This is a genomic window from Mycetocola miduiensis, from assembly GCF_900115155.1.
GTDB classification, from domain to species: Bacteria; Actinomycetota; Actinomycetes; order Actinomycetales; family Microbacteriaceae; genus Mycetocola_A; species Mycetocola_A miduiensis.
Map to the genome: position 1 here is coordinate 24,581 of NZ_FOVM01000006.1, position 21,625 is coordinate 46,205.

Below are 21,625 nucleotides of genomic sequence, written 5' to 3' on the forward strand. Positions count from 1 at the left end.
ACGGCGCCCGCAGCTGGCGACCTCTAATGTTGGAAACGTGAGGAAACGACCCGGCGTCCTGCTGCCACTAACCGTTGGAATCGTCGCGTTCCTCGGCTTCGGCTGGATCTGGGTGGCCGTGGAATCGGACATGTCGTTGCCGACCGGGACCCTCATGTGGGCGCTCTCCGAACTGGCCTTCTTGCTGGCCCTCGTCGTTCCCGCCGTCTGCCTGTTCTTTGTCATCCGGGCGCTGCACATCCGCAAGCTGCACGCTCGTGAAGCTATCGGTCCAGCAGGCACCGGTATCGCCAAGGCCAGCGATCTGCTGTGGGCGCTGTCGCACGGCATGCTTCCGCAGACCGAGTCGCCTGGGGTGATTCCCACGGATGCTACGGAGTCCGTTTTCGTCGCCGCGCCGATCGCGTTCGCCCGGCACAGCCAGCTGCAGCCGAGCGCTCGCCGCATGCTTGCTGCGGCCCGGGCCCGGGCAGGTTCGACGCCAGGAGGGGCGCCGGTTGCGACCGACCCGGTGGGCTCGGACTGGAGCCAGGCGGTCCCGTCATCCGTTGCAGCCAGTGACCGGCGCATCCTCGTTCTCCTGCCGGAGGAGCTCGTTGAGATCCCCTACTCCGACATCACCGAGGTGCATTCGGATTCGGGCCATGTCGTGCTGCGGCTCCGCAGCGGCCCGCCGGTGCTTCTCTCCGGGACGGCCGCCGAATCGCTCGCGGTGCTCGCGGTGTGGGGGAGTCTCGGCGAATCGGCGCTGCGGCGTCACCCTGCTCTCGCCGCCCTCCGCTCAAGAGGGTGAATCGTCCGCAGCGAACGCTCAACAGGAGCATCTGTGCTTTTTCGGGCGGCACGTCCTGTTGAGCATGCGAGTCGCCGCCCGAGCCCGGGCGCGCCCTGCATGGTTTGATGGAGCACATGGATGCCACGCCAGACACCTCCGCCTACATCGCCGACTTTTCCCGCTTCCTGGAGGCGAGCCCGTCGTCGTACCACGCGGCGGCCGAGGTCGCGCGGCGGCTCGACGCTGCAGGGTTCACCGCGCTTGCAGAGTCGCAGGCGTGGCCGACCGGGAGCGGCAAGCACTATGTGATCCGCGACGGTGCGATTGTGGCGTGGAGCCAGCCGGCGGCATCCGGCCCCACGACGCCGTTCCGGATTCTTGGTGCGCACACCGACTCGCCCGGGTTCAAGCTCAAGCCCAAACCCACTATCGGCTTGCACGGCTGGTTGCAGGCCGGGGTGGAGGTTTACGGCGGACCCTTGCTGAACTCGTGGCTCGACCGCGAACTCGAACTCGCCGGGCGGCTCGTCACCCGCGATGGCCGCGAGTACCTCGTACGCACCGGCCCGTTCATGCGCATCCCGCAGTTGGCCATCCACCTCGACCGCGAGCAGAACAACGGCCTGACCCTCGACAAGCAGCGGCACACCAAGCCGGTCTTCGGGGTCGGCGACGCCAGCTCGGCCGACCTCGTCGATCACCTCGCCTCGCTCGCCGGCATCGACGGGTGGGACGTCGCCGGTTATGACATCCTCACCGCAGACACCCAGTCGCCCGCACGGTTCGGCATCGACAACGACCTGTTTGCGGCCGGTCGCATGGACAACCTCTCCTCCGTCTATGCCGGCCTGACCGCCCTGCTCGATGCGCCGGACGCCCGCCACATCAGCGTGCTGGCGGCGTTCGACCATGAGGAGCTCGGTTCAGAGTCACGCTCGGGAGCGTCCGGTCCGATGCTCGACGACATCCTCACGAGGATCGGGGCGGGCCTCGGGGCATCCGCCTCGGAGAAGCTGCAAGCGTACGCCGAATCCTGGTGCGTGTCCGCTGACGCCGGGCACTCGGTTCACCCGAACTATTCCGAAAAGCACGACGGAGCGAACCAGCCCGTCATGGGATCGGGGGCGCTGCTCAAGATCAACGCCAACCAGCGCTACGCGACGGATGCGGTCGGTGCGGCCCTCTGGGAACGCGCGTGCGCATCGGCCGACGTGCCCTACCAGGAATTCGTGTCGAACAACACGGTGCCGTGTGGGTCGACGATCGGTCCGCTGACGGCGACGAGGCTCGGCATCCGGGTCGTGGACGTCGGTGTGCCGCTGCTGTCGATGCACTCGGCACGCGAACTGGCGCACGTGGACGATCTTGTCGGGCTGTCGCGGGCGGTTGGGGCGTTCTTCGCCGGGGTGTGAGCGGCGCCGGGTGCGCACAACTCCTCCAAAGCGCGGGCTCCGGCTCGGTGTTGCCCGTGCTGGCGCGGTGCGGTGGCGCTGGAGTGGTTGTTCTGGCGGAGTTATGCGCACGGGTGGACACGAGCGGCCGGCTTTGCCTCGAGCTCGGCCGTTCGGTGCGCTCTAGGCTGGTCGCATGACAACAGAAGCGGTCACAGGGCAGAGCACACCAGGCAGCTACGTCGAACCGGGCGAGGAATACACCCGCGACACGAACTACATCGAGGACCGCATCACGCGCGACGGCCGCGACGGCTGGCCCGTCGAAGCCGGCCGCTATCGGCTCGTTGCGGCGAGGGCGTGCCCGTGGGCGAACCGCACCGCGATCGTCCGCCGACTGCTGGGCCTCGAGAACGTGATCTCGCTCGGCATGCCCGGCCCGACGCACGACGCCCGCAGCTGGACCTTCGACCTCGACCCGGACGGGCTCGACCCCGTCCTCGGCATCCACTGGCTGCAGGATGCGTACTTCCGCCGGTTCGCCGACTACCCGCGGGGCATCACTGTTCCCGCGATCGTTGAGGTGGCATCCGGGAAGGTGGTCACGAACAACTTCCCGCAGATCACGCTCGACTTCGAGACCGAGTGGACTGAGCACCACCGTGACGGAGCCCCGGATCTGTACCCCGAGCACCTCCGGGCTGAGATCGACGAGGTCAATGACCTGATTTTCCGCGACGTGAACAACGGCGTCTACCGCGCAGGTTTCGCCGGCTCACAGGATGCCTACGAGAAGGCATACACGCGACTGTTCGACCGGCTCGACTGGCTCGAGGAACGACTCGCGAGCCAGCGTTACCTCGTCGGCGACACGATCACCGAGGCGGACATCCGCCTGTTCACGACCCTGGCCCGGTTCGACGCCGTCTACCACGGGCACTTCAAGTGCAACCGCAACAAGCTCAGCGAAATGCCCGTGCTCTGGGCGTATGCGCGCGACCTGTTCCAGACGCCCGGCTTCGGCGACACGACCGACTTCGTGCAGATCAAGCAGCACTATTACATCGTGCACTCCGACATCAACCCGACCGGGATTGTGCCCGCTGGTCCGGATGCTTCCGGCTGGCTCACCGCGCACGGTCGCGAATCGCTCGGTGGCCGCCCGTTCGGAGATGGCACCCCGCCCGGCCCGCCACTCGAGGGGGAGCGCGTGCCCGAGGGGCACGGGGCGTAGCCGAGGGGCCCCGGCGGGGCGGCCGCTCGAGTTCACGCGCTGCGGGCGGGTTCACGCGGTGCGGCGGATGTCATGGTCCAGAGCGGGTGACCTCGCGGGATGCGGCGAGTCTCAGACCCCACCCGGCAGCCTTGCACATATAAGTGGGCGCTGATACATTGTGGAGCATGGACACCGACCTGAACAAACTGCACGAGATGACTGACAGCCAGATCCCCGCTGTGACGCGCTCCGTTGGAGCCCGCGAGGTGGGCGGCGAGGACGCCCGCGTCGTCACCATGACTCAGACGTATCCGTCTGCCCAGGCGGATGTGTGGAACGCCATCACCACCCCGGACAGGATTTCGCGGTGGCTCGCCCCGATCACGGGCGAGTTCACGCTGGGTGGCCGCTACCAGATCGAGGGCAACGCCAGCGGTGAGGTGCTCGAATGCGCCGAACCCACGCGGCTTCACGTGACCTGGGAGTACGGCGGCGACGTCAGCTGGGTCACCGCGACGCTCAGCGGCGACGACTCCACCACGACCCTCGAGGTCGAGCACGTCGCCCACGTCGGCGACGAGGACTGGAAGATGTTCGGCCCGAGCGCGGTCGGCATCGGCTGGGACATGATGCTCCTCGGCCTGTCCCTCCACCTTGCATCCGGTGCGAGTCTCAACCCCGAAGAGGCGGCCGCGTGGAGTGCGTCGGCCGACGGCATCCGTTTCATGACACGCAGCAACGACGAATGGCAGGGCGCGAACATCGCCGCCGGTGAGAGCGAGGCGGATGCCACGGCAGCGGCCAAGCGCTGCCTCGACGCCTACATGGGAGTGGAAGCCGGTCCAGCCGTCTAGTGCACGCCTTCGACATTCTCGGGGATCCGGTGCGGCGCCGGATCCTCGAACTCCTCGCCGCCGGTGAACAACCCGCGGGTGCCATCGCCGCCGCGATCGCGGAGGAGTTCGGGATCAGCCAGCCCGCTGTCTCGCAACACCTCAAGGTGCTGAGAGACAGCGGGTTCGCAACGGTCCGTACCGACGGCCGCCGACGGATCTACGCCGTCGAAGCCGGACCGCTGCAGGAAGCCGACGAGTGGCTCGGCGCTTTCCGCGGGTTCTGGACGCAACGGCTGGATGCCCTCGGTACCGAACTCATGCGGGGCAAGCGCCAGCAATGAGGTTTAGTCGAAGAGTTCGGAGAGCCAGCTCTCCTTCTTCTTCTTGCGGTAGCCGTCGCGGCCGTCGTACCCGCGGTTGTCGTACCCACGGTTGTTGTCGTTCCAGTTCTGCTCGCCATACTGCGGTGTGCGGTAACCCTGCTGTGGTGGCTGCTGCTGGGGCATAGGAACGCTCGGCGCGGATGCCGGGGTGGCGGGGGCGTTCTTCGCCAGCTCGTTCTCGGCACGCTCGATGATCTTGTCGAGTTCGCCGCGATCGAGCCACACCCCACGGCATTCAGGGCAGTAGTCGATCTCGACGCCACTGCGTTCGCTCATGACGAGCGTGGCTGAGTCATTCGGGCACTTCATATGTCCTCCAAGGCGAAAGTTGTCCGCCTATCCTAGGGAGGCTCATCCGGCTGATCCTGAGAGTCGCAGCTGCGCCAGCCATGGACGGCTCTCCCAGATTCACCGGATCGGGGCTCCGTAGAATCGGCACATGAAACGACGCCTCGCCCCACTTCTCGCCATTCCACTCTTCCTAGTGCTGGCGGGGTGCAGCCAGGTCGGGGATGCCGCGAAGGGCATCGCGACTGAGGCCGCTTCGCAGGCGGGATCGGCCGCCGTTGCCGAGCTGCGCAAGCAGATCTGCACGCCCCTGCAGGACGGAACGATCAGCCAACAGGACAAGCAGGTCCTCTCAGGGCTGCTCGTCGCGGCCGAGGGGGCCGGCGTGCCTGTCGAGTACATCGCTCCGCTCAGGGACATCGCCGAGTCAGGCGACCAGGTGCCGGTCGAGTCGGTCACGGCACTGCAGGAGGCGTGCGGCGTTACGCCGACACCGACCCCCAGCAACGGCTAGGTCTCACGCGGGCTGAAGCGCTCCCTCAACGACCGCGAGAATTTCAGGGGCATCCGGAACCGTTGTCGGACGGAAGCGGTGGACCACGTCATCAGGAGTGATCACGAACTTCTCGAAGTTCCACTTCACTTTGCCTGCCTTGCCGGCGGCATCCGGAGTTTCCGTCAGCTCCTGATAGAGCGGGTGCGCGTTCTTGCCGTTGACCTTCGTCTTCTCGAAGAGGGGGAAGGTGACGCCGTGGTTGATGCGGCAGGTCTCGACGATCGCCTCACCCTCGCCCGGTTCCTGGAAGAACTGGTTGCTCGGGAACCCGAGGACGACGAAGCCACGCTCGCGATACTTCTGATACATCGCCTCGAGGGTGTCGTACTGAGGCGCGAGGCCGCACTTCGACGCGACGTTGACGACGAGCACGACCTGGTCCTGGTAGTCGGCCAGCGTCGTGGTCGCACCGGAGATCGTGGTCAGGGGAATGTCGCGGATGCTCATATCGCGAGCGTAGTGACGGATGCTGGTGGTTGGCTGCCCGCGCGTGCCACCTCCCGCGGCAAATCTAAGATGAGGGGCATGCCAGCCACTGTCATCCTCGTGCACGGCCTGCGGACGTCGGCCACACTGTGGCGGCACCAGGAAGAGTACCTCCGCCGCCTCGGCATCCCGACGGACGCTCTTGACCTTCCCGGGCACGGGACGCGGCTCGGCGAACGTTTCACGGTCGACGCCGCCCTGGAAAGCATCGGTGACGCTGTGACCGCGGCAGAAGCATCCGGCGAGAAGCCCTACCTGGTGGGCTTCTCGCTCGGCGGCTACCTCGGGATCGAATGGGTGGCGCGCAACCCTGGTCGAGTTGCCGGGTTGCTGGCCGCTGCCTGCGCCACCGTTCCGCATCCGGTGATCATGCACGGCTGGCGGGCGATCTCGAAGGTGATCTCGACGTTCCCCGATCGCGGTCGTTCGCTCAATGACGCGACCGTGCGGTTGTTCGTGCCACAGCCCGGCGCAACGGATGTGATCGCCGGCGGAGTCGCGCTCGACGTCATGGACGATGTGCTTCTGTCGCTGCTCACCATGCACCCGCTTGAGCGTCTCGCCGAGATAGATGAGCCCGTGCTCTTCGTCAACGGCCGCTTCGATCACGTCCGCGGCCACGCCGGCCGCTACCTCGCCGCCACCCGGAACGGCCGGCTGATCACCGTTCCCGGCGCCAGCCACATGGTCAGCGTTGTGCGGCCACACGCGTTCACGGATGCCCTGATGGAGGGCTACCGCGATGCGACATCGCACGGATGACGTTGTCGCCCGCCCGCTTCGCTAGCCAGGTTTGAGGGGGTCCCGCACTCGGCGGACCCCCTCAAACCCAGCAACTCGCGGGGCTATCGAGTGTCGCGGGTGGCGAATCGCTGCTGCAGGAGCACCGCGATCACGATGATCAGGCCCTTGGCGATCGCCTGCACCGACGTGTCCAGGTTGTTCTGCGTGAAGATGTTCGTCAGGGTCGAGAAGATCAGCACACCGAGAATGGTGCCGACGATCGTTCCGCGGCCACCGATGAGGAGCGTTCCACCGACGACGACCGCGGCGATGGCATCCAACTCGTAGAGGGTTCCGTGGGTGGAGGTGCCGGCCGTTGTGCGGCCGAGCATCATGATCGCCGCGATGCCGGCGGTGAGGCCAGACAGCATGTAGACCATCACGAGGTGGCGCTTCACCTTGATGCCGGCGAGGCGGGATGCTTCGGCGTTGCCACCGATGGCGACGGTCCGGCGACCGAAGGTTGTGCGGTTGAGGAGGATCCAGGCCGCGATGGCCACAATAACGAAGATCCAGATCAGCAGGGGAACGCCGAGGAGGCTTCCCCGGGTGAACTCGAGGAACCCGGTGTTGGTGACGATCTGTGTGCGCCGACCCGAAATGAGTTCGGCGAGGCCGCGCGCGCCGACGAGCATCGCCAGGGTGGCCATGAACGCCACCACGTTCCCGTAGGCGATCACCACGCCATTGACCAGGCCGGCTACAGCGCCAACGGCGAGTGCGACCACCACCATGAGGATCCAGGATGTCTGCGTGGCGGCCAGTTGCACGGCCGTGAGGCTCGCGACCACGGTGGCGAGACCCATGACCGACCCGACGGACAGGTCGATGCCTGCCGCCGTGATGACGAACGTCATGCCGATCGAGATCACCCCGATGATCGAGGCCAGACGGAGGATCGTGAGGACGTTGTCAATGTTGGCGAACCGTTCGCCTGCCGTGATCGTGCCGATGATGAACAACACGACGAGTGCGATGACGAGCCCGAGGTTGCGCCCGACCGATCCACCGAGGATCCGCTTGACGGCGCTGGGGCGTTCGGTCTGATGAGACGCACCCGGGAGCGGCGCGGCATCCGCGAGGATGGGGGACTTCTGCTCGCTCACGCGGCACTTCCTTTCATTACGAGGTCAAGCACACCGGATTCATCGATGTCGCTGGCGTTCTTCTCGGCAAGCACGTCTCCGTCTCCGATGACGAGCACACGATCGGAGAGGCCGAGTACCTCTTCGATCTCGCTCGAGACGATGACGATGGCCGTGCCTTCGGCGGCGAGGCGACGGATGAGGGCGTAGATTTCGGCACGCGCTCCAACGTCGACGCCGCGCGTCGGTTCGTCGAGGAGGAGCACGCGGGTTCCGTGGATGAGCCAGCGGGCGAGAAGGATCTTCTGCTGGTTACCGCCCGAGAGCGTGCGCGCGGGGCGTTCCGGGTCTGCAGGGCGCAGCTCAAGGGCTTCGATTTGTCCGCGGGTCGCATCCTTCTCGGCGCCCTCGTTGAGAAGTCCGCCGCGGGCAAACCGGCCAAAGGTCGACAGGGTGACGTTCTTATAGATCGGCTCGCCCAGGATGAGGCCCTGGCTCTTGCGTTCCTCCGGCGAAAATCCCATGCCGGATTCGACAGCTGCGGCGACCGATCCGGCGCGCAACACCTTGCCCTGCACGGAGACGGACCCGGATGTCGCCTTACGGGCCCCGTAGATCGTCTCGAGGATTTCGGATCGACCGGACCCGACGAGTCCGGCGAGGCCGACGATCTCGCCGGCACGCACCGTGAAGTCCAGGTCGGAGAAATGCCCGCGCAGGTGGAGGTGCGTCACCTCAAGAAGAATGGGGGCGTTCGCGGGCACCGGGACGGCATCCGGGAACACGTTCGCGACCTCGCGCCCGGTCATCAGTTTGATCAGGTCGCGGGTCGGTGTCTCGGACACGGCGAGGCCGCTCGCGGTGCTCCGTCCGTCTTTGATGACCGAGATGCGGTCGCCGATCTGGCGGATCTCTTCGAGCCGGTGCGAGATGTAGACGACGGCGATGCCTTGGCTGGTCAGCTCCCGGATGACGCGGAACAGGTTCGACACCTCACCCGAATCGAGCACGGCGCTCGGCTCGTCCATGATGATGAGCTTCGCCTCGTGGGAGAGCGCTCGCGCCATGCTCACGATCTGCTTGTTGGCGGCAGACAGCTGACCGACCTCGGTGGTCGGGGGGATGTCACCGTGCCCGAGCCTCGTGAGCAACTCACGGGTGAGCCGGTTCGCATGTGCGACTTTCAGCATCCCGCCGGTGGAGTGCTCGTGGCCGAGGAAGATGTTCTCGGCGATGGTGAGGCCGTCGACGACGTCGAGTTCCTGGTACATCGTCGCGATGCCGAGGGCGATGGCTGCGAGCGGGTCGGCGATGGTGTTGGTTTCTCCGCGCCACAGGATCTCGCCGGCGTCTGGCTGGTGCACGCCGGCGAGGGTTTTGATCAGGGTGGACTTTCCTGCGCCGTTCTGGCCGAGCACGCAGTGGACCTCTCCTGCACGGACAGAGAGGTGAACGCCCTTCAGGGCTTGTACGCCGGCGAAGGTCTTGGTTATCCCACGGACCTCGAGCAGAGGGGAGGCATGGTCATCATCGATCATGAAGGCAATCTAACACATATGACGATCAACAATAAGAAGTCGACGATTTTTGCTCCACTTCTGTTAGTGTGGCATCGTCAACGTCGACATCGGTCGGCGACCCGGCAACATTGCGCGTCGCGACCTCCTCCCGTTGGCACCTTGCGATTGACCTACATGGAGGAAATTTCACATGCTTTCACTACAGACGCGGCGCCGGATGCTCGTTGCCGCGGGCGCATCACTCGCCGCAGCTCTCGTGCTTACGGGATGCACTCCTGGCGACACCAGCAATGAGACAGAACCGACGGGCGCTTCGGCAGAAGAGAATGAGGCCGAGGGCGACACGGTCACCATCGGGTTCTCCGGCCCCGCCGCAGACCACGGCTGGCTCGGCGCCATCAACTCCGCAGCGCTCGCCGAAGCGGAGAAGTACCCGGACATCGACCTCAAGGTCGCCGAGGGCACGAACGACGCCAACCTGCAGATCAGCCAGGTCGAGACCTTCATCAACGACCAAGTCGACGCCATCGTGCTGCTCCCGACCGACGGTGCCGCGCTCACCGAGGTCGCCATCCAGGCCATGGAAGCCGGCATCCCGGTCATCAACGTCGACCGTGAGTTCTCGAGCACCTTCGCTTCACGTGTCACCATCCTCGGTGACAACTACGGCATGGGCGTTTCGGCCGGCACCTACATCTGTGAGGAACTGGGTGACAACCCGGATGCCGTCGTCGCCGAGATCGCAGGGATCGACTCGCTCCCGCTGACGCAGGACCGCAGCCAGGGCTTCGCTGACGCGCTCGAAGACTGCGGACTCGAGGTTTCGAACCGCGTCGCCGCTGACTTCACCGTCCAGGGTGGAGAGGCGGCAGCGTCGCAGCTCCTCTCCGCGGCGCCGAAGATCGATGCACTGTGGAACCACGATGACGACCAGGGTGTCGGCGTCCTCGCGGCCATCGACGCAGCGGGCCGTGACGAGTTCTTCATGGTCGGCGGTGCGGGTTCAGCCAACGCGATGCGTGAGATCCAGTCAGGTGACAGCGTGCTGAAGGCCACAGTCATCTACCCGTCCACGCAGGCGGCTGACGGCATCCGTCTCGCCCGCCTCGTCGCCCAGGGCAAGGCCATGAGCGATCTGGTCGAGATCGAGGTCCCGAACCGCATCGTTCTCAATGCGCCCGTTGTGACGAGCGAGAACGTCGACAAGTACCTGCCGACCGCTTTCGAGTCGTAGGCGAAGAAGGCGGGGTGCCGCTGGCACCCCGCCTTTGCCTGCTTCGATGGCCTGTACCACCGTCTTCGCGCCCCGCGCTGGACGTCGCAAGAAAGAGGAATCGTGCCAAACAAACCACCGCTCCGCATCGCCATGACCGGCTACGGATTCATGGGCGCCGCTCATTCGCAGGGCTGGAGGGTCGCACCGCGGTTCTTCGACCTGCCGGCCGAACCGGAGATGACGCTCCTCGTCGGCCGAAACGCCGAAGCCGCGTCGGCAGCCGCCGAGAAGTTCGGCTGGGCCGAGACGGCGACCGACTGGCGCGATGCCGTCGCCCGCGACGACATCGACGTGATCGACATCGTCACCCCTGGCGACTCCCACGTCGACATTGCCATCGCCGCGCTTGAGGCGGGCAAGCACGTGCTGTGCGAGAAACCGCTGGCCAATTCCGTCGAAGAGGCGCGGGCGATGGCGGATGCCGCGGCGCGCGCGGCAGAACGCGGCGTGTATGCGATGGTCGGATTCACCTACCGTCGGGTGCCCGCGGCGACCTTCGCCCGCGACCTCGTGGCATCCGGTGCGGTGGGCGAGGTGCGGCAGGTCCGCGCCATGTACCTGCAGGACTGGCTCGTCGATCCTGAGGTGCCGCTCGCCTGGCGCCTGCAGAAGCACCTGGCCGGGTCGGGGGCGCTCGGTGACATCGGCGCGCACGCGATCGACCTCGCCCAGTTCATCACCGGGCAGAAGCTCACGAGCGTGAGCGGCATGCTCGAGACGTTCGTCAAGCAACGGCCGAAGCTCGCGAGCTCGTCCGGGCTGGCCGGGACGGCATCCGACGAGATGGGCGACGTCACCGTCGACGACCTCGCGCTGTTCACCGGCCGGTTCGATGGGGGAGCGGTCGGTTCGTTCGAAGCGACCCGGATGTCGACGGGCCGTAAGAACGCCCTGCGGATCGAGGTCGCCGGCTCGAAAGGCGCCATCTCGTTCGACCTCGAAGACCTCAACTCGCTCGGTTTCTACGACGCCACGGCGCCGGCTGGGCGGCAGGGCTTCACCAAGATCATGGTCACGGAACCCGTGCACCCGTACATTGAAGCGTGGTGGCCCAGCGGCCATACCCTCGGTTACGAGCACGGTTTCACCCACCAGGCCCGCGACTTCGTGGTCGGTGTTGTCGGCGGCACTCAGCCGACTCCGTCGTTTGCCGACGGCCTGCAGGTCCAGCAGGTTCTCGACGCGGTCGAGCGCAGCGCCGAATCCGGCAGCGCCTGGATCCCGACGTCCGAGTCTGCCGGCTCGCCGGCATCCGTTTCCTCTCTCGTGTCACCCACCAAGGAGTAGATCATGCCTCGCCCCGTCACCCTGTTCACCGGCCAGTGGGCCGACCTGCCGTTCGAAGAAGTCGCGCGTCTCGCCTCCGGGTGGGGCTACGACGGACTCGAGATCGCCTGCTGGGGCGACCACCTCGACCCATGGCGCTGGGATGACGAAGAGTATGTCGCCGGCAAGCTCGCGCTGCTGGAAAAGTACAACCTCAAGGTCTGGACGATCTCTAATCACCTCAAGGGCCAGGCGGTCTGCGACGACCCGATCGACCAGCGGCACCGTGACATCCTGCCCGACGTCGTCTGGGGGGACGGCGACCCTGAAGGTGTTCGGCAGCGGGCGGCTGAGGAGCTGAAGAACACGGCGCGGCTCGCTGCCAAGCTCGGGGTGAAGACGGTGACCGGGTTCACCGGGTCGTCGATCTGGAAGTACGTGGCGATGTTCCCGCCGGCCTCGGAGGCGATGGTGGATGCCGGGTACCAGGACTTCGCCGACCGCTGGAACCCGATCCTCGACGTGTTCGACGAGGTTGGCGTTCGATTCGCGCACGAGGTGCACCCGTCTGAGATCGCGTATGACTATTGGACTACGGTGCGCACGCTCGAGGCGATCGGACACCGGGAGGCGTTCGGGTTGAACTGGGACCCGTCGCACATGGTGTGGCAGGACATCGACCCGGTGGGGTTTCTCTGGGACTTCAAGGACCGGATCTACCACGTGCACTGCAAAGACACGAAGAAGCGCCTCGGCAACGGGCGCAACGGGCGGCTCTCGTCGCACCTGCCGTGGGCGGATCCGCGCCGCGGCTGGGACTTCATCTCGACGGGCCACGGGGATGTTCCGTGGGAGGACGCGTTCCGCATGATGAACGCGATCGGTTACGCCGGTCCGCTCTCGGTGGAGTGGGAGGACGCCGGCATGGACCGCCTCGTCGGAGCTCCAGAAGCGCTGGAGTTCGTGCGCTCGTTCGCGTTCGACCCGCCTGCGGCGGCGTTCGACGCGGCATTCAGCACGAAGAACTAGGGCCGTTACTCGTTCATAACTCCGCCAGAAACCGCCCGGGAGGCCCGGTTCAGACCGAATCGGGCCGCTGGGGGTAGATCTGGCGGAGTTATGCGCGGTCACCGCGCGGCGGCATCCGCAAGGTCGACCACCATGGCTTCGACGCTCTCCGGCGAGAGCACATGGTGGATGGCGAGGATGCTGGCGCCGAGCACCGCGGCGTTGACGCCGACGCTCGACTGGCTGATCTGCAGGTGCTGGGTAGCCAGCGGCATCGATCGGGCGTAAACGACCTCGCGCACACCGGCGATGAGGTGTTCGCCGGCCTGGGCCATGGCGCCTCCGATGACGATGACGGACGGGTTGATCAGACTGATGCACGCGTTGAGGATCTCGCCGAGGTCCCGTCCCGCTTGACGAACGGTCTGGATGGCTTTCGGGTTTCCGCCACGGACGAGTTCGACGACATCCCGGCTCGTTTCGGCAGGGATCCCCTGCGCGGTGAGTGCCGCGGCGAGGGCCGGGCCCGACGCCACCGCCTCGATGCAGCCGACGTTGCCGCAGTGGCAGACCGTTTCATTGTCGCGAAAAACGCGGACGTGGCCGATGTCGCCTGCCACTCCCTGGGCGCCGCGCTGCAGCATTCCGCGCGAGATGACGCCGGCACCGATACCCGTCGCGACCTTGACGAAGATGAGGTGGTCGACCTGCGGCCAGGCCGCCGCTCGCTCACCGATGGCCATGATGTTCACGTCGTTGTCGACGAGCACCGGAACGTCGAAGTGTGACCCGAGCCAGGCGGGCACGTCGAAGTTGTCCCAGCCGGGCATGATCGGCGGGTTGATCGGGCGCCCGCTGGAGTGTTCCACGGGTCCTGGCAGGCCGACGCCGATCGCAAGGAGGTCATCGAGGGAGCGCCCGACGCGACCGATGAGCCTGTCGCCGGCCTTGATCACCCAGTTGAGGACCGTCTCGGGGCCTTCGGTGATGTCGATGATCCCGGAGTCCTCGCTGAGCGGCCGGCCGACGAGGTCGCTGACGGCGATGCGCACGTGGGTGGCGCCGATGTCGACACCGAGCACCACTTTGTTGCCGCCGGTGAGGGCGAACTGTGATGACGGGCGGCCGCCGGTCGACGGAGCGGTGTCGGCGGGGCCGATGAGTCCGAGTTGCATGAGCGAATCGATGCGGAGCCCGACGGTGGAGCGGGCGAGCCCGGTGATCCGGGCCAGTTCGGTGCGCGTCCGTGGGCGCCCGTCACGCAGGATCTGGAAAATATCGCTCGTCGCCGACGTTCCGAGGGCAGCAGGACTTATGTCGACCATAAGGCAATTCAAGCACACCGAACGGCCAAAAGTGTCGCAGCTTCGTCATATGTGCTCACGCAAGCCAGGCGAACGGGTCTCCTCGCAGCCGACTCGGATACCGTGTAATCATGCCTCAAATCACACTCCCCTCGGTGCTGACCCGCGCCGAGTGGCAGGCGCGTGAGGATGCCCACCAGCAGCATGCAGACGACCTCACCGCAAACTGGCGCGTGCGCGTGCAGCGAGGCGAGAAGCATCCGATCGAGGACTTCCTCTTCACCTACTACCCGTTCAAGCCGCGGTTGTTGCGGCGCTGGCACCCGGGAGCGGGCGTGCTGCTGGCGGATGCCGCTGCGGAGGGCCGCGTGGACTGGCGCTGGTACCGCCTCGACGGCGACGGACTCGTGGTCGACGCCGACGCGTTTCTCGCCGCTAACGGCTCGTCGGTCGACTTCATCGAGAAGCTGCTCAGCCGCACTGCCGCGCGGGTGAGCCAGTTCGGTTGCTTCGGCCTCCACGAGTGGGCGATGGTCTACCGGCAGGGCGAACACCGTCATACGGTTCCGCTGCGGCTCGGCCAGGCCGGTACGGATGCCGTCGTCGAGTCCCACCACATCGGCTGCTCCCACTTCGACGCGTTCCGTTTCTTCACCCCGGCCGCCGTTGTGCGCAACCGACTGCAGCCGACCCGCGAGACGTCGGCCGAGCTCGAGCAGCCCGGTTGCCTGCACGCCGGCATGGACGTCTACAAATGGGCGATCAAACTCGGCCCACTCGTGCCGGGTGAGGTGCTGCTCGACGCGTTCACGCTGGCCCGCGACATCCGCTGGCTCGACATGCGTGCATCACCGTACGACATGGCGCCATGGGGTGCCGAGCCGGTCGCGATCGAAACTGCCGCGGGCAAAGCAGAGTACGTGCGGCAGCAGCGCGCTTTCGCCGAACGTTCGAACGCGCTCAGGGCGCGAGTCGTCGAGGCGATCCAGGTCGCGCGCGCGACCATCGGCTGACATCGCCGCGGCCGTGGAAGATCGACGGGTCGCCGGTCGGCGGCTTCTAGCCCCGTGTGTGGGTGTCTACCGGCGGCATCCGCTTCGGTACTACACTTCAGCAACATCCGTCACACGGAAGGACACAGCATGGTCCCCGACATCAACTACTGGGCGGTACTCCTCGCCACCCTCTCGAGCATGGTCGTCGGCTCGATCTGGTACACGCCGAAAGTGTTCGGCAACTACTGGATGAAGGCCGCCGACGTCACCCCGTCCGGCAACTCGAGGGACGCCATCCGGCCGATCATCCTCACGGTGATCGTGAGTTTCGTCACCGCCTGGGTGCTGGCGGGCGCATCTTTCATCGCCTGGGACTTCTACGGCGGCAGCTTTTTCGTGAATGCCCTGCTCACCGGCATCATCCTCTGGGCCGGTTTCACGGCGGCCCGCTTCATCACCCACGACGCCTTCGACCGCCGACCCACCGGGCTGACGGTGCTCAACGTCGCCCACGAGTTCGTGACCATCGTGATCATGGCCATCATCATCGGGGTCTGGCCGCCCGCCTGACCGGCTCCGGTCGGCGGACGCCACCGCCGCGGTGTGCATAACTCCGCCAGCTTCGGGATGCGACGGTGTGCGAGCCGCTGATCGGCGCGAGAACGCCCTCCGCGGTCGTGCGCTCTGGCTGAGTTATGCTCACCAGCCCGCCGAGACCCTGGCGGAGCACGGTCGGCTCAGGCCGGGGTCGGCAACGGCTTCGGCGCCCGGACCCGGGCCGCGATGGTCGCCAGGAGGATCGCAGCGACCGCGACGATGGCCGTGATCGCGGTCGGTACCGAGATCAGGTCGCCGAAGAGGCGCCCGACGGCAACCCAGGCGATGCCCCAGCACAGTGACGCGGCGGGGGCGAGACGGCCGCGGTCGAACAGGGCGAGGCCCACTCCGATCACTCCGGCAGCGCCGATCAGCACAACGCCCCACAGATCGGCCGAGATCCCGAACCCGGTGAACCCGGCCGCGGTGAGTACCGCCGCCACGTTCGCCACGGTCGCGATCGTCACCCAGCCGAGGTAGAGGCCGATGGTGCCGTCGGTCAGGATCCCGTCGATGAGGTTGCGCGGCCGCGACGCGAGTGTCAGGCGGAACGCCCAGATGAGTACGAGCAGAAGCAGCACAATGATCGGAACACTCGCCCAGAGCAGGTCGAACTGCACACTGAGGATCCACGCCGCATTGAGGATCAGCGACAGCGCGATGGGGTAGCCCAGCCGGCGGTGTCGCGTGGCATGCGCTTGGGCTGGCAGCAACTGCCAGATCGTGTAGCCGACGAGGCCGGCGTAGATGACCGACCAGATGGCGAAGGCCGGGCCGGCGGGCGCGACCGGCGTGGCATCCGCCGAGAGAGCACCGCCCGAGGCTTCGGCGATCGGTGTGCCGCCCGCTGCCCCTGAGCCGATGAACGCTCCAACGATGGCGAGGATGGCGCCGACCAGAACGACGATCTGGCGCAGTCGGTCGTTCCGGTTCACGGTCGTCCCCTATCCCGCCCGGTGTGCCAAGCGTGCGTCGACCCTAGCAACCCGCCACGTCGGCGCATATAGCTCCGCCAATCCGAAGCCGCACGGGAAGCGCGGCGCCTGCCGGCGCGGGCGCGCATAACTCCGTCAATCCGAAGCCGCACGGGAAGTGCCCCACCTGCCGGCGCGGGCCGGCAGGTGGGGCACAGTGGGATTGGCGGAGTTATGCGCAAAGGGGAGCGGACAGGGGGCGCCGCCGGGTTCGGGGAGCTACGCCGCGCGACCCATGTCGCTCTTCCTTGGCCCGCCACTCTGGGGTTTGCCGCTCTGGGGTTTGCTACTCCGGGCCCCGCCACTCTGGGGTTTGCCGCTCCGGGGCCCGCTACTCCGGGGCCCGCCACTGGGTTCTTCGTCACTAACGAGCGTGCGCGGCCCGGCCACGACGGCTCCGTTCGGGATGGTGCTGTCGCGGGCGATGCGCGCGCCTGCGCCGATTGTGGCTTTCGCGCCGATCCGGGTGTGGCTGCCGATCTCGGCTCCGACTCCGACAGTCGTGTCGGCGCCGACATGAACGTTGGCGCCGACGAAAACTCCGGCCGCGAGGTTTGCGCCGCGGTCGATCCAGCTTCCGGCGCCGATCCAGCAGTGGCCGGCGAGGTTGGCGCCGGGTTCGATGTACGCGGTGGGTTCGATATAGGTCGTCGGGTCGACGGTGGCAGTTTGCGCGACGAATCCTCGCCCGTTGCGGTGGCGACGGTACTTCGCGATCTCGCCAGCGCGAGACTCGATCTCCTCAAATACTTTGCTCATGATGCCTTTCGGCGCACACCACAGTGAGACGGATTGTGTGCGCTATCAGCATCAACCCCGCAGGTCAGTGGTCGATTCCTGCTCTCAGCGGCCTCTCAGTTCGTTGCTTCGAGCTCGAAGTACCTGCTCGGCGATGACGAGGTCCTCCCACGACATCCCTGAACTTTTGAACACCCGGGGTCGGCTGTGGTCGACGGATGCCTCCCCGGTCGCCAGGTCGCGGAGCGGCACGAGGGATTCGGCGGAAAGCACCCCTTCTGCCCGGGGTATCAGGACGTCACCGGCCTCACGCAGCGCGACGGCGACATCCTCGACCACCACCTGCGCGCGGGTCATCAGGGCGGAATCGAGTTCGCGGGCGCCCGGCTCGTGGGAGCCGACGGCGATCGTGCAGGAATCGGTGGGAACAGTCGACCCGTCGAAGAGCGGAGTGCGAGCCGTGGTCGCGCACACGATCAGCTGCGCGTCCCGCACCGCCTCGGGGGTGCCCAGGGTCGCGGTGAAACCCGCATCGGTGAGCCGATCGACGAGGTCCTGGGCCCTCCCGGCATGTCGCGCCACGATACTCACCCGGCCGAACGGACGAATCGCGTACATCGCCTCGACGTGTCCCTGGGCTTGGGGCCCCGAGCCGAAGACGACGAGGTGGTCGACCGTCTCGGGTGCGAGGTAACTCGCCGCGGCCGCCGAGACGGCCGGGGTCCGCAGTGTGGTCAGCGCGGTGCCGTCGAGCAGCGCGGCCGGCGTCAGGGTTTGGGCGTCCATCAGAAGATAGATGCCTTGGATCCGCTCCAGCCCCAGCGCCGCGTTGCCCGGCGCGACGGTGGCGACCTTCACGCCCACAGCATCCGCAGACTCCGACGGCATGAGCAGCAGCTGCCCGTTCGTGAGGTCGAGGATGCTGCGGGCCGGGTCGGTCGCCGGGTCAGGACCGGTCGCGAGGTGACGACGAAGAGCCTCAACAGCGGAGACGTAGTCGACGGCGGCGAAGACCTCCTCGGCGGAGATCCAGGGCAGCGCGGTCATCGGAGCACGAACCCTTCGCCGATCGGGTCGGCCGGGTCGAGGCTGAAGCTGTGCTCGCCCGTTCGGTACGCCATCCCCTCGACCTCGGCAATCACTCCCACGCCGCCGGGTACATCCGTGGCCGCGGATCGGACCCGGCCGAGAAACCGCGAATCGACGATCGAGTCGTGGGTGAGCACCTGGCCGGGACGGAGCCGGCCGTCAGCGGAGAGTTCGGCGACCCGCGCCGCAGTTCCCGACCCGCACGGGGAGCGGTCGACCCTGCCGTCGGCGAACACCGTCATGTTGCGCTGGTGTGGCCCGTCGGGGCCGTCGCCGAAGTCCTCGAAGAGGATGGTGCCGTACACGCCGCTCAGGCGGTCGTCGAGCGGATGCTGCGCGAGCGGTGAGTCGTTGAGCGTCCATTTGATCTCACGGCCGAGTTCGAGAAGGGTCGCGTAGTGCTCGAGGGTGACGCTGAGGCCGAGCTGGCGGACGTCGACGCTCGCGTACAGCGCCCCGCCGAACGTCAGCCCGGCGGCGACCGGGCCTCGAGACGTGGCGACCTCCACCGATTCGGCGACCCGGTAGGACGCGACGTTCTCGAAAACGACCGAGTCGATGCTTCCGCCGACGGTCCGGACGTGGGCCACCACCCGGCCGGAGGGTACGTCGATCGTCACCGGGGTGACTGCATCCGGTTCAGCCGCGACCAGACCGCTGCTGACGGCCCACGCGCCGAGCGCGATCGTGCCGTGCCCGCAGGCCGTCGAGTAGCCGTCATTGTGCCAGAACAGAACCCCGAAGTCGGCACCATCGTCGTCCGGCGGAACGACAAAGCCGCCGTACATGTCGGCGTGGCCCCGCGGCTCACGGCACAGAAGGCGGCGAATCGTTTCCAGGTCGGGGGAATTCTGCGCGAAGACCCGTCGTTCGGCGACGGTCGCACCCATAATGTCAGGGAAGCCGTCGACGACGATCCGGAACGGTTCTCCGGCGGTGTGGTAGTCGATCGACCGGAGAGACTCGGTGGTATGGCACATATCATGAGAGTACTGAGCGGTCTGACGAAAAGCGACCATGTGGAAAAGGCATGGGCTGGCTACCGATGAAATGGAGAGACATGACCACCCGAGCGATAGGCAAGATCGAGCAATCGGAGAGTCTGCGCGGCCGGATCGGGGAGTCCCTGTCTGCGGCGATCATCTCGGGTGAGCTCTCGCCCGGATCCCTCGTCTCGGTGCCCACCCTCGCGGCGCAATTCGAAGTGTCGGCGACCCCTGTGCGGGAGGCGATGCTCGACCTCGCCCAACGGGGATTTGTCGAGCCGGTACGCAATAAGGGGTTCCGTGTCACGACGGTGAGCCTTGAAGAGCTCCGCGACATCATCGAGGTGCGGCAGCTGCTCGAAGCGCCCGCGATGCGTTCACTCGTCGGTGAGCTGTCCGCCGACGACCTGGCGTTCTGGCGGGAGCAAGCCACCACAATCGCAGGTCACGCCGAACGGGGCGAGCTCACCTCGTTCATCGAGAGCGACCGGAATTTCCACCTCGGACTGATCGGTCTACACGGCAACAGCCGACTCGTCGCGATGGTGAGCGAACTGCGCTCCCAGACGCGCATGGTCAATCTTGCTGCGATGCGGGAGAGCCCGGAACTCGCCCAGTCCGCGCGCGAACACCACGAGATGCTCGACCTCCTCGAGTCCGGCAACGGCGCTGAACTCGAGGAACTCACCGTGCGGCACCTTTCGCACGTCGTCGCCTGGTGGGGTACGCCGAAAAGCTCCGATTAGGTGGTTGCGCGTTCTCCTTGACGCATGCGGGGTGGCATGTCATATTGTACTGGCGCCACACCAAGCAGCGTTGGGCTGACATTCCCAACGGCCACCCGGCTGTCACATCGAAGGAGATGCAGGCAATGAGAATCAAAAGACACAGCACCGTCTTGATCACAATCGCAGCAGCGGTTCTACTGACCACGTCCGGATGCAGCGGCGGGCTGCTCGGCGGCGGCGAATCGGAAGGCGAAAGCGCTGGCCCGATCAAACTGGCCATGGTCATCCCCATCTCGGGAAGCAGTGCGCCCACCGGTAAGTACATGGAGAACGGCGCTCAGCTCGCCATCAACGAGATCAACGAAGACGGCGGGATCCTCGACGGCCGGGAACTGGAGCTTGTCGTCGGTGACGAAGCGTGTGACCCCCAGCAGGGCGTCGCGAGCGCGAACAAGGCCGTCTCGGCCGGGGCCGTCGTCTCTGTCGGCGGCTACTGCTCAGGAGCCACCCTGCCGCAGCTGCCGATCTTCGAGAAGGCCGGGATCCCGATGATCATCCCCGCGGCGAACTCGCAGGACCTGGTCAACCAGAAGCTCAAGAACGTGTTCATGATCAACGGAACCGGCAAGCAGCAGTCCACCGCGGCGCTCGACTTCATCAAGAAGCAGGGTTTCACCACGGTCGCTTTGGTCGATGACAACACGAGTTACTCCAAGGACATCAACGTCGAGACCGCCAAGCAGATCGAAGAAGACGGCTCCGCAACGGTCGCCCTCAGCACCTCGGTCACGGCCGGTGAGAGTGACTACTCGGCCGTCGTCCGCGACATCATGAACGCCAACCCTGAGCTCGTCTACTGGACCGGCTACTACCAGGAGGGCGGGCTGATCATCAACCAGCTCAAGAAGGCTGGATTTGCCGGACAGATCATGGTCGCCGACGGCAGCGTCGACCCCTCTCTCTCGGAGATCGCCGGTGCCGGTGCCGAAGGCGTCTACGCAACGATGACCCAGACCCCCGACACGATCGAGGGAGCTGAAGACTGGATCGCGAACTACGAAGAGGAGTTCGGATCGGCTCCCGGCCCGTACTCGACCCAGTCCTACGACGCCGTCCGGCTCGCAGCCGAGGCGATCGAGCAGGCCGGTTCTACCGACGGAGACAAGATCATCGACGCGCTCGAGGCAATCGACGGCTTCACGATGTTCTCTGGCCCGCTCAAGTTCACGCCGGAGCACACCCTCTCCAGTGGCGGGTTCGTCATCCTCAAGATCCAGGATGGCACCTTCGTTCTCGAAGACGACCTGTCCTGATTGACGACGGATGCCGCGTCGCGCTCGCGTGA

Annotated in this window: 23 protein-coding genes; 14 read left to right on the forward strand and 9 right to left on the reverse strand. The window is 66.4% G+C overall.

All coding sequences use genetic code 11. The annotated features are described in order from the left end of the window. Positions 1–37 precede the first annotated feature (37 nt). The 5 genes from BM197_RS10525 (at position 38) to BM197_RS10545 (ending at position 4,559) form a co-directional block, all read left to right on the forward strand. Positions 38–793 carry a hypothetical protein gene (locus tag BM197_RS10525; protein ID WP_090711276.1) on the forward strand — a complete coding sequence of 252 codons (756 nt, stop codon included), beginning with the start codon at positions 38–40 and terminating at the stop codon, positions 791–793. A 116-nt stretch (positions 794–909) separates the two neighbouring features. Further along, complete coding sequence (locus BM197_RS10530) at positions 910–2,187, forward strand: M18 family aminopeptidase (RefSeq protein WP_090711278.1); 1,278 nt, start codon at positions 910–912, stop codon at positions 2,185–2,187. Positions 2,188–2,362: 175 nt separating this feature from the next. Beyond that, on the forward strand, positions 2,363–3,400 hold the full coding sequence (locus BM197_RS10535) for a glutathione S-transferase family protein (RefSeq protein ID WP_090711280.1): 1,038 nt from the start codon (positions 2,363–2,365) through the stop codon (positions 3,398–3,400). A gap of 167 nt (positions 3,401–3,567) precedes the next feature. After that, positions 3,568–4,236: an SRPBCC family protein gene (locus BM197_RS10540; protein WP_245762495.1), complete on the forward strand. Its 669-nt coding sequence runs from the start codon at positions 3,568–3,570 to the stop codon at positions 4,234–4,236. Next, positions 4,236–4,559 (forward strand): ArsR/SmtB family transcription factor, encoded by a 324-nt coding sequence (locus BM197_RS10545; RefSeq protein ID WP_090711282.1) that lies wholly within the window; start codon positions 4,236–4,238, stop codon positions 4,557–4,559. The genes BM197_RS10540 and BM197_RS10545 overlap by 1 nt, the downstream gene beginning before the upstream one ends. A gap of 3 nt (positions 4,560–4,562) precedes the next feature. Here the strand turns inward: BM197_RS10545 and BM197_RS10550 are convergent, their stop codons facing one another. Continuing rightward, a complete protein-coding gene (locus tag BM197_RS10550; RefSeq protein ID WP_090711284.1) occupies positions 4,563–4,910 on the reverse strand; it encodes a TFIIB-type zinc ribbon-containing protein in 348 nt (115 codons plus the stop codon). Positions 4,911–5,040: 130 nt separating this feature from the next. On the opposite strand from BM197_RS10550, the gene BM197_RS10555 reads away from it, so the two are divergent. Next, positions 5,041–5,403 carry a hypothetical protein gene (locus BM197_RS10555; protein ID WP_090711286.1) on the forward strand — a complete coding sequence of 121 codons (363 nt, stop codon included), beginning with the start codon at positions 5,041–5,043 and terminating at the stop codon, positions 5,401–5,403. A 3-nt stretch (positions 5,404–5,406) separates the two neighbouring features. Here the strand turns inward: BM197_RS10555 and BM197_RS10560 are convergent, their stop codons facing one another. Then, complete coding sequence (locus BM197_RS10560; protein WP_090711288.1) at positions 5,407–5,892, reverse strand: glutathione peroxidase; 486 nt, start codon at positions 5,890–5,892, stop codon at positions 5,407–5,409. A 78-nt stretch (positions 5,893–5,970) separates the two neighbouring features. On the opposite strand from BM197_RS10560, the gene BM197_RS10565 reads away from it, so the two are divergent. Next, positions 5,971–6,693, forward strand: a complete 723-nt coding sequence (locus BM197_RS10565; protein WP_090711290.1) for an alpha/beta fold hydrolase — start codon at positions 5,971–5,973, stop codon at positions 6,691–6,693. An 83-nt stretch (positions 6,694–6,776) separates the two neighbouring features. Here the strand turns inward: BM197_RS10565 and BM197_RS10570 are convergent, their stop codons facing one another. Both BM197_RS10570 and BM197_RS10575 read right to left on the reverse strand, forming a co-directional pair. Beyond that, positions 6,777–7,820: an ABC transporter permease gene (locus tag BM197_RS10570; protein WP_090711292.1), complete on the reverse strand. Its 1,044-nt coding sequence runs from the start codon at positions 7,818–7,820 to the stop codon at positions 6,777–6,779. Next, on the reverse strand, positions 7,817–9,337 hold the full coding sequence (locus BM197_RS10575) for a sugar ABC transporter ATP-binding protein (RefSeq protein WP_177216806.1): 1,521 nt from the start codon (positions 9,335–9,337) through the stop codon (positions 7,817–7,819). The genes BM197_RS10570 and BM197_RS10575 overlap by 4 nt, the downstream gene beginning before the upstream one ends. Positions 9,338–9,509: 172 nt before the next feature. On the opposite strand from BM197_RS10575, the gene BM197_RS10580 reads away from it, so the two are divergent. From BM197_RS10580 to BM197_RS10590, 3 genes are all read left to right on the forward strand, one after another. Then, positions 9,510–10,553 (forward strand): substrate-binding domain-containing protein, encoded by a 1,044-nt coding sequence (locus BM197_RS10580; protein ID WP_090711295.1) that lies wholly within the window; start codon positions 9,510–9,512, stop codon positions 10,551–10,553. A gap of 132 nt (positions 10,554–10,685) precedes the next feature. Next, a complete protein-coding gene (locus BM197_RS10585) occupies positions 10,686–11,882 on the forward strand; it encodes a Gfo/Idh/MocA family protein (protein ID WP_090711708.1) in 1,197 nt (398 codons plus the stop codon). Positions 11,883–11,885: 3 nt separating this feature from the next. Continuing rightward, entirely contained in the window at positions 11,886–12,890 is a 1,005-nt protein-coding gene (locus BM197_RS10590) for a sugar phosphate isomerase/epimerase family protein (RefSeq protein WP_090711297.1), read from the forward strand. A gap of 98 nt (positions 12,891–12,988) precedes the next feature. Here BM197_RS10590 and BM197_RS10595 read toward each other — a convergent pair whose 3' ends face one another. After that, complete coding sequence (locus BM197_RS10595; protein WP_090711298.1) at positions 12,989–14,194, reverse strand: ROK family transcriptional regulator; 1,206 nt, start codon at positions 14,192–14,194, stop codon at positions 12,989–12,991. Positions 14,195–14,304: 110 nt separating this feature from the next. On the opposite strand from BM197_RS10595, the gene BM197_RS10600 reads away from it, so the two are divergent. Together BM197_RS10600 and BM197_RS10605 are read left to right on the forward strand one after the other, a co-directional pair. Then, on the forward strand, positions 14,305–15,186 hold the full coding sequence (locus BM197_RS10600) for a 3-methyladenine DNA glycosylase (RefSeq protein ID WP_090711300.1): 882 nt from the start codon (positions 14,305–14,307) through the stop codon (positions 15,184–15,186). 129 nt (positions 15,187–15,315) lie between these two features. Next, positions 15,316–15,738 carry a DUF1761 domain-containing protein gene (locus BM197_RS10605; RefSeq protein ID WP_090711302.1) on the forward strand — a complete coding sequence of 141 codons (423 nt, stop codon included), beginning with the start codon at positions 15,316–15,318 and terminating at the stop codon, positions 15,736–15,738. A 167-nt stretch (positions 15,739–15,905) separates the two neighbouring features. On the opposite strand, the gene BM197_RS10610 is transcribed toward BM197_RS10605, so the two are convergent. The 4 genes from BM197_RS10610 to BM197_RS10625 all read right to left on the reverse strand — a co-directional run bounded on the left by BM197_RS10610 (position 15,906) and on the right by BM197_RS10625 (position 19,546). Continuing rightward, positions 15,906–16,700, reverse strand: a complete 795-nt coding sequence (locus BM197_RS10610; protein ID WP_090711305.1) for a tryptophan-rich sensory protein — start codon at positions 16,698–16,700, stop codon at positions 15,906–15,908. 258 nt (positions 16,701–16,958) lie between these two features. Next, positions 16,959–17,498: a DapH/DapD/GlmU-related protein gene (locus tag BM197_RS10615; protein WP_090711308.1), complete on the reverse strand. Its 540-nt coding sequence runs from the start codon at positions 17,496–17,498 to the stop codon at positions 16,959–16,961. An 84-nt stretch (positions 17,499–17,582) separates the two neighbouring features. After that, complete coding sequence (locus tag BM197_RS10620; RefSeq protein WP_090711310.1) at positions 17,583–18,524, reverse strand: ornithine cyclodeaminase family protein; 942 nt, start codon at positions 18,522–18,524, stop codon at positions 17,583–17,585. After that, positions 18,521–19,546 (reverse strand): proline racemase family protein, encoded by a 1,026-nt coding sequence (locus BM197_RS10625; protein ID WP_090711312.1) that lies wholly within the window; start codon positions 19,544–19,546, stop codon positions 18,521–18,523. Before BM197_RS10625 ends, BM197_RS10620 begins: the two co-directional genes overlap by 4 nt. Positions 19,547–19,626: 80 nt before the next feature. Between BM197_RS10625 and BM197_RS10630 the strand changes: the two genes are divergently transcribed. Then, on the forward strand, positions 19,627–20,298 hold the full coding sequence (locus BM197_RS10630) for a GntR family transcriptional regulator (protein ID WP_090711314.1): 672 nt from the start codon (positions 19,627–19,629) through the stop codon (positions 20,296–20,298). A 125-nt stretch (positions 20,299–20,423) separates the two neighbouring features. Next, entirely contained in the window at positions 20,424–21,593 is a 1,170-nt protein-coding gene (locus BM197_RS10635; protein WP_218151857.1) for a branched-chain amino acid ABC transporter substrate-binding protein, read from the forward strand. Positions 21,594–21,625: the final 32 nt, after the last annotated feature.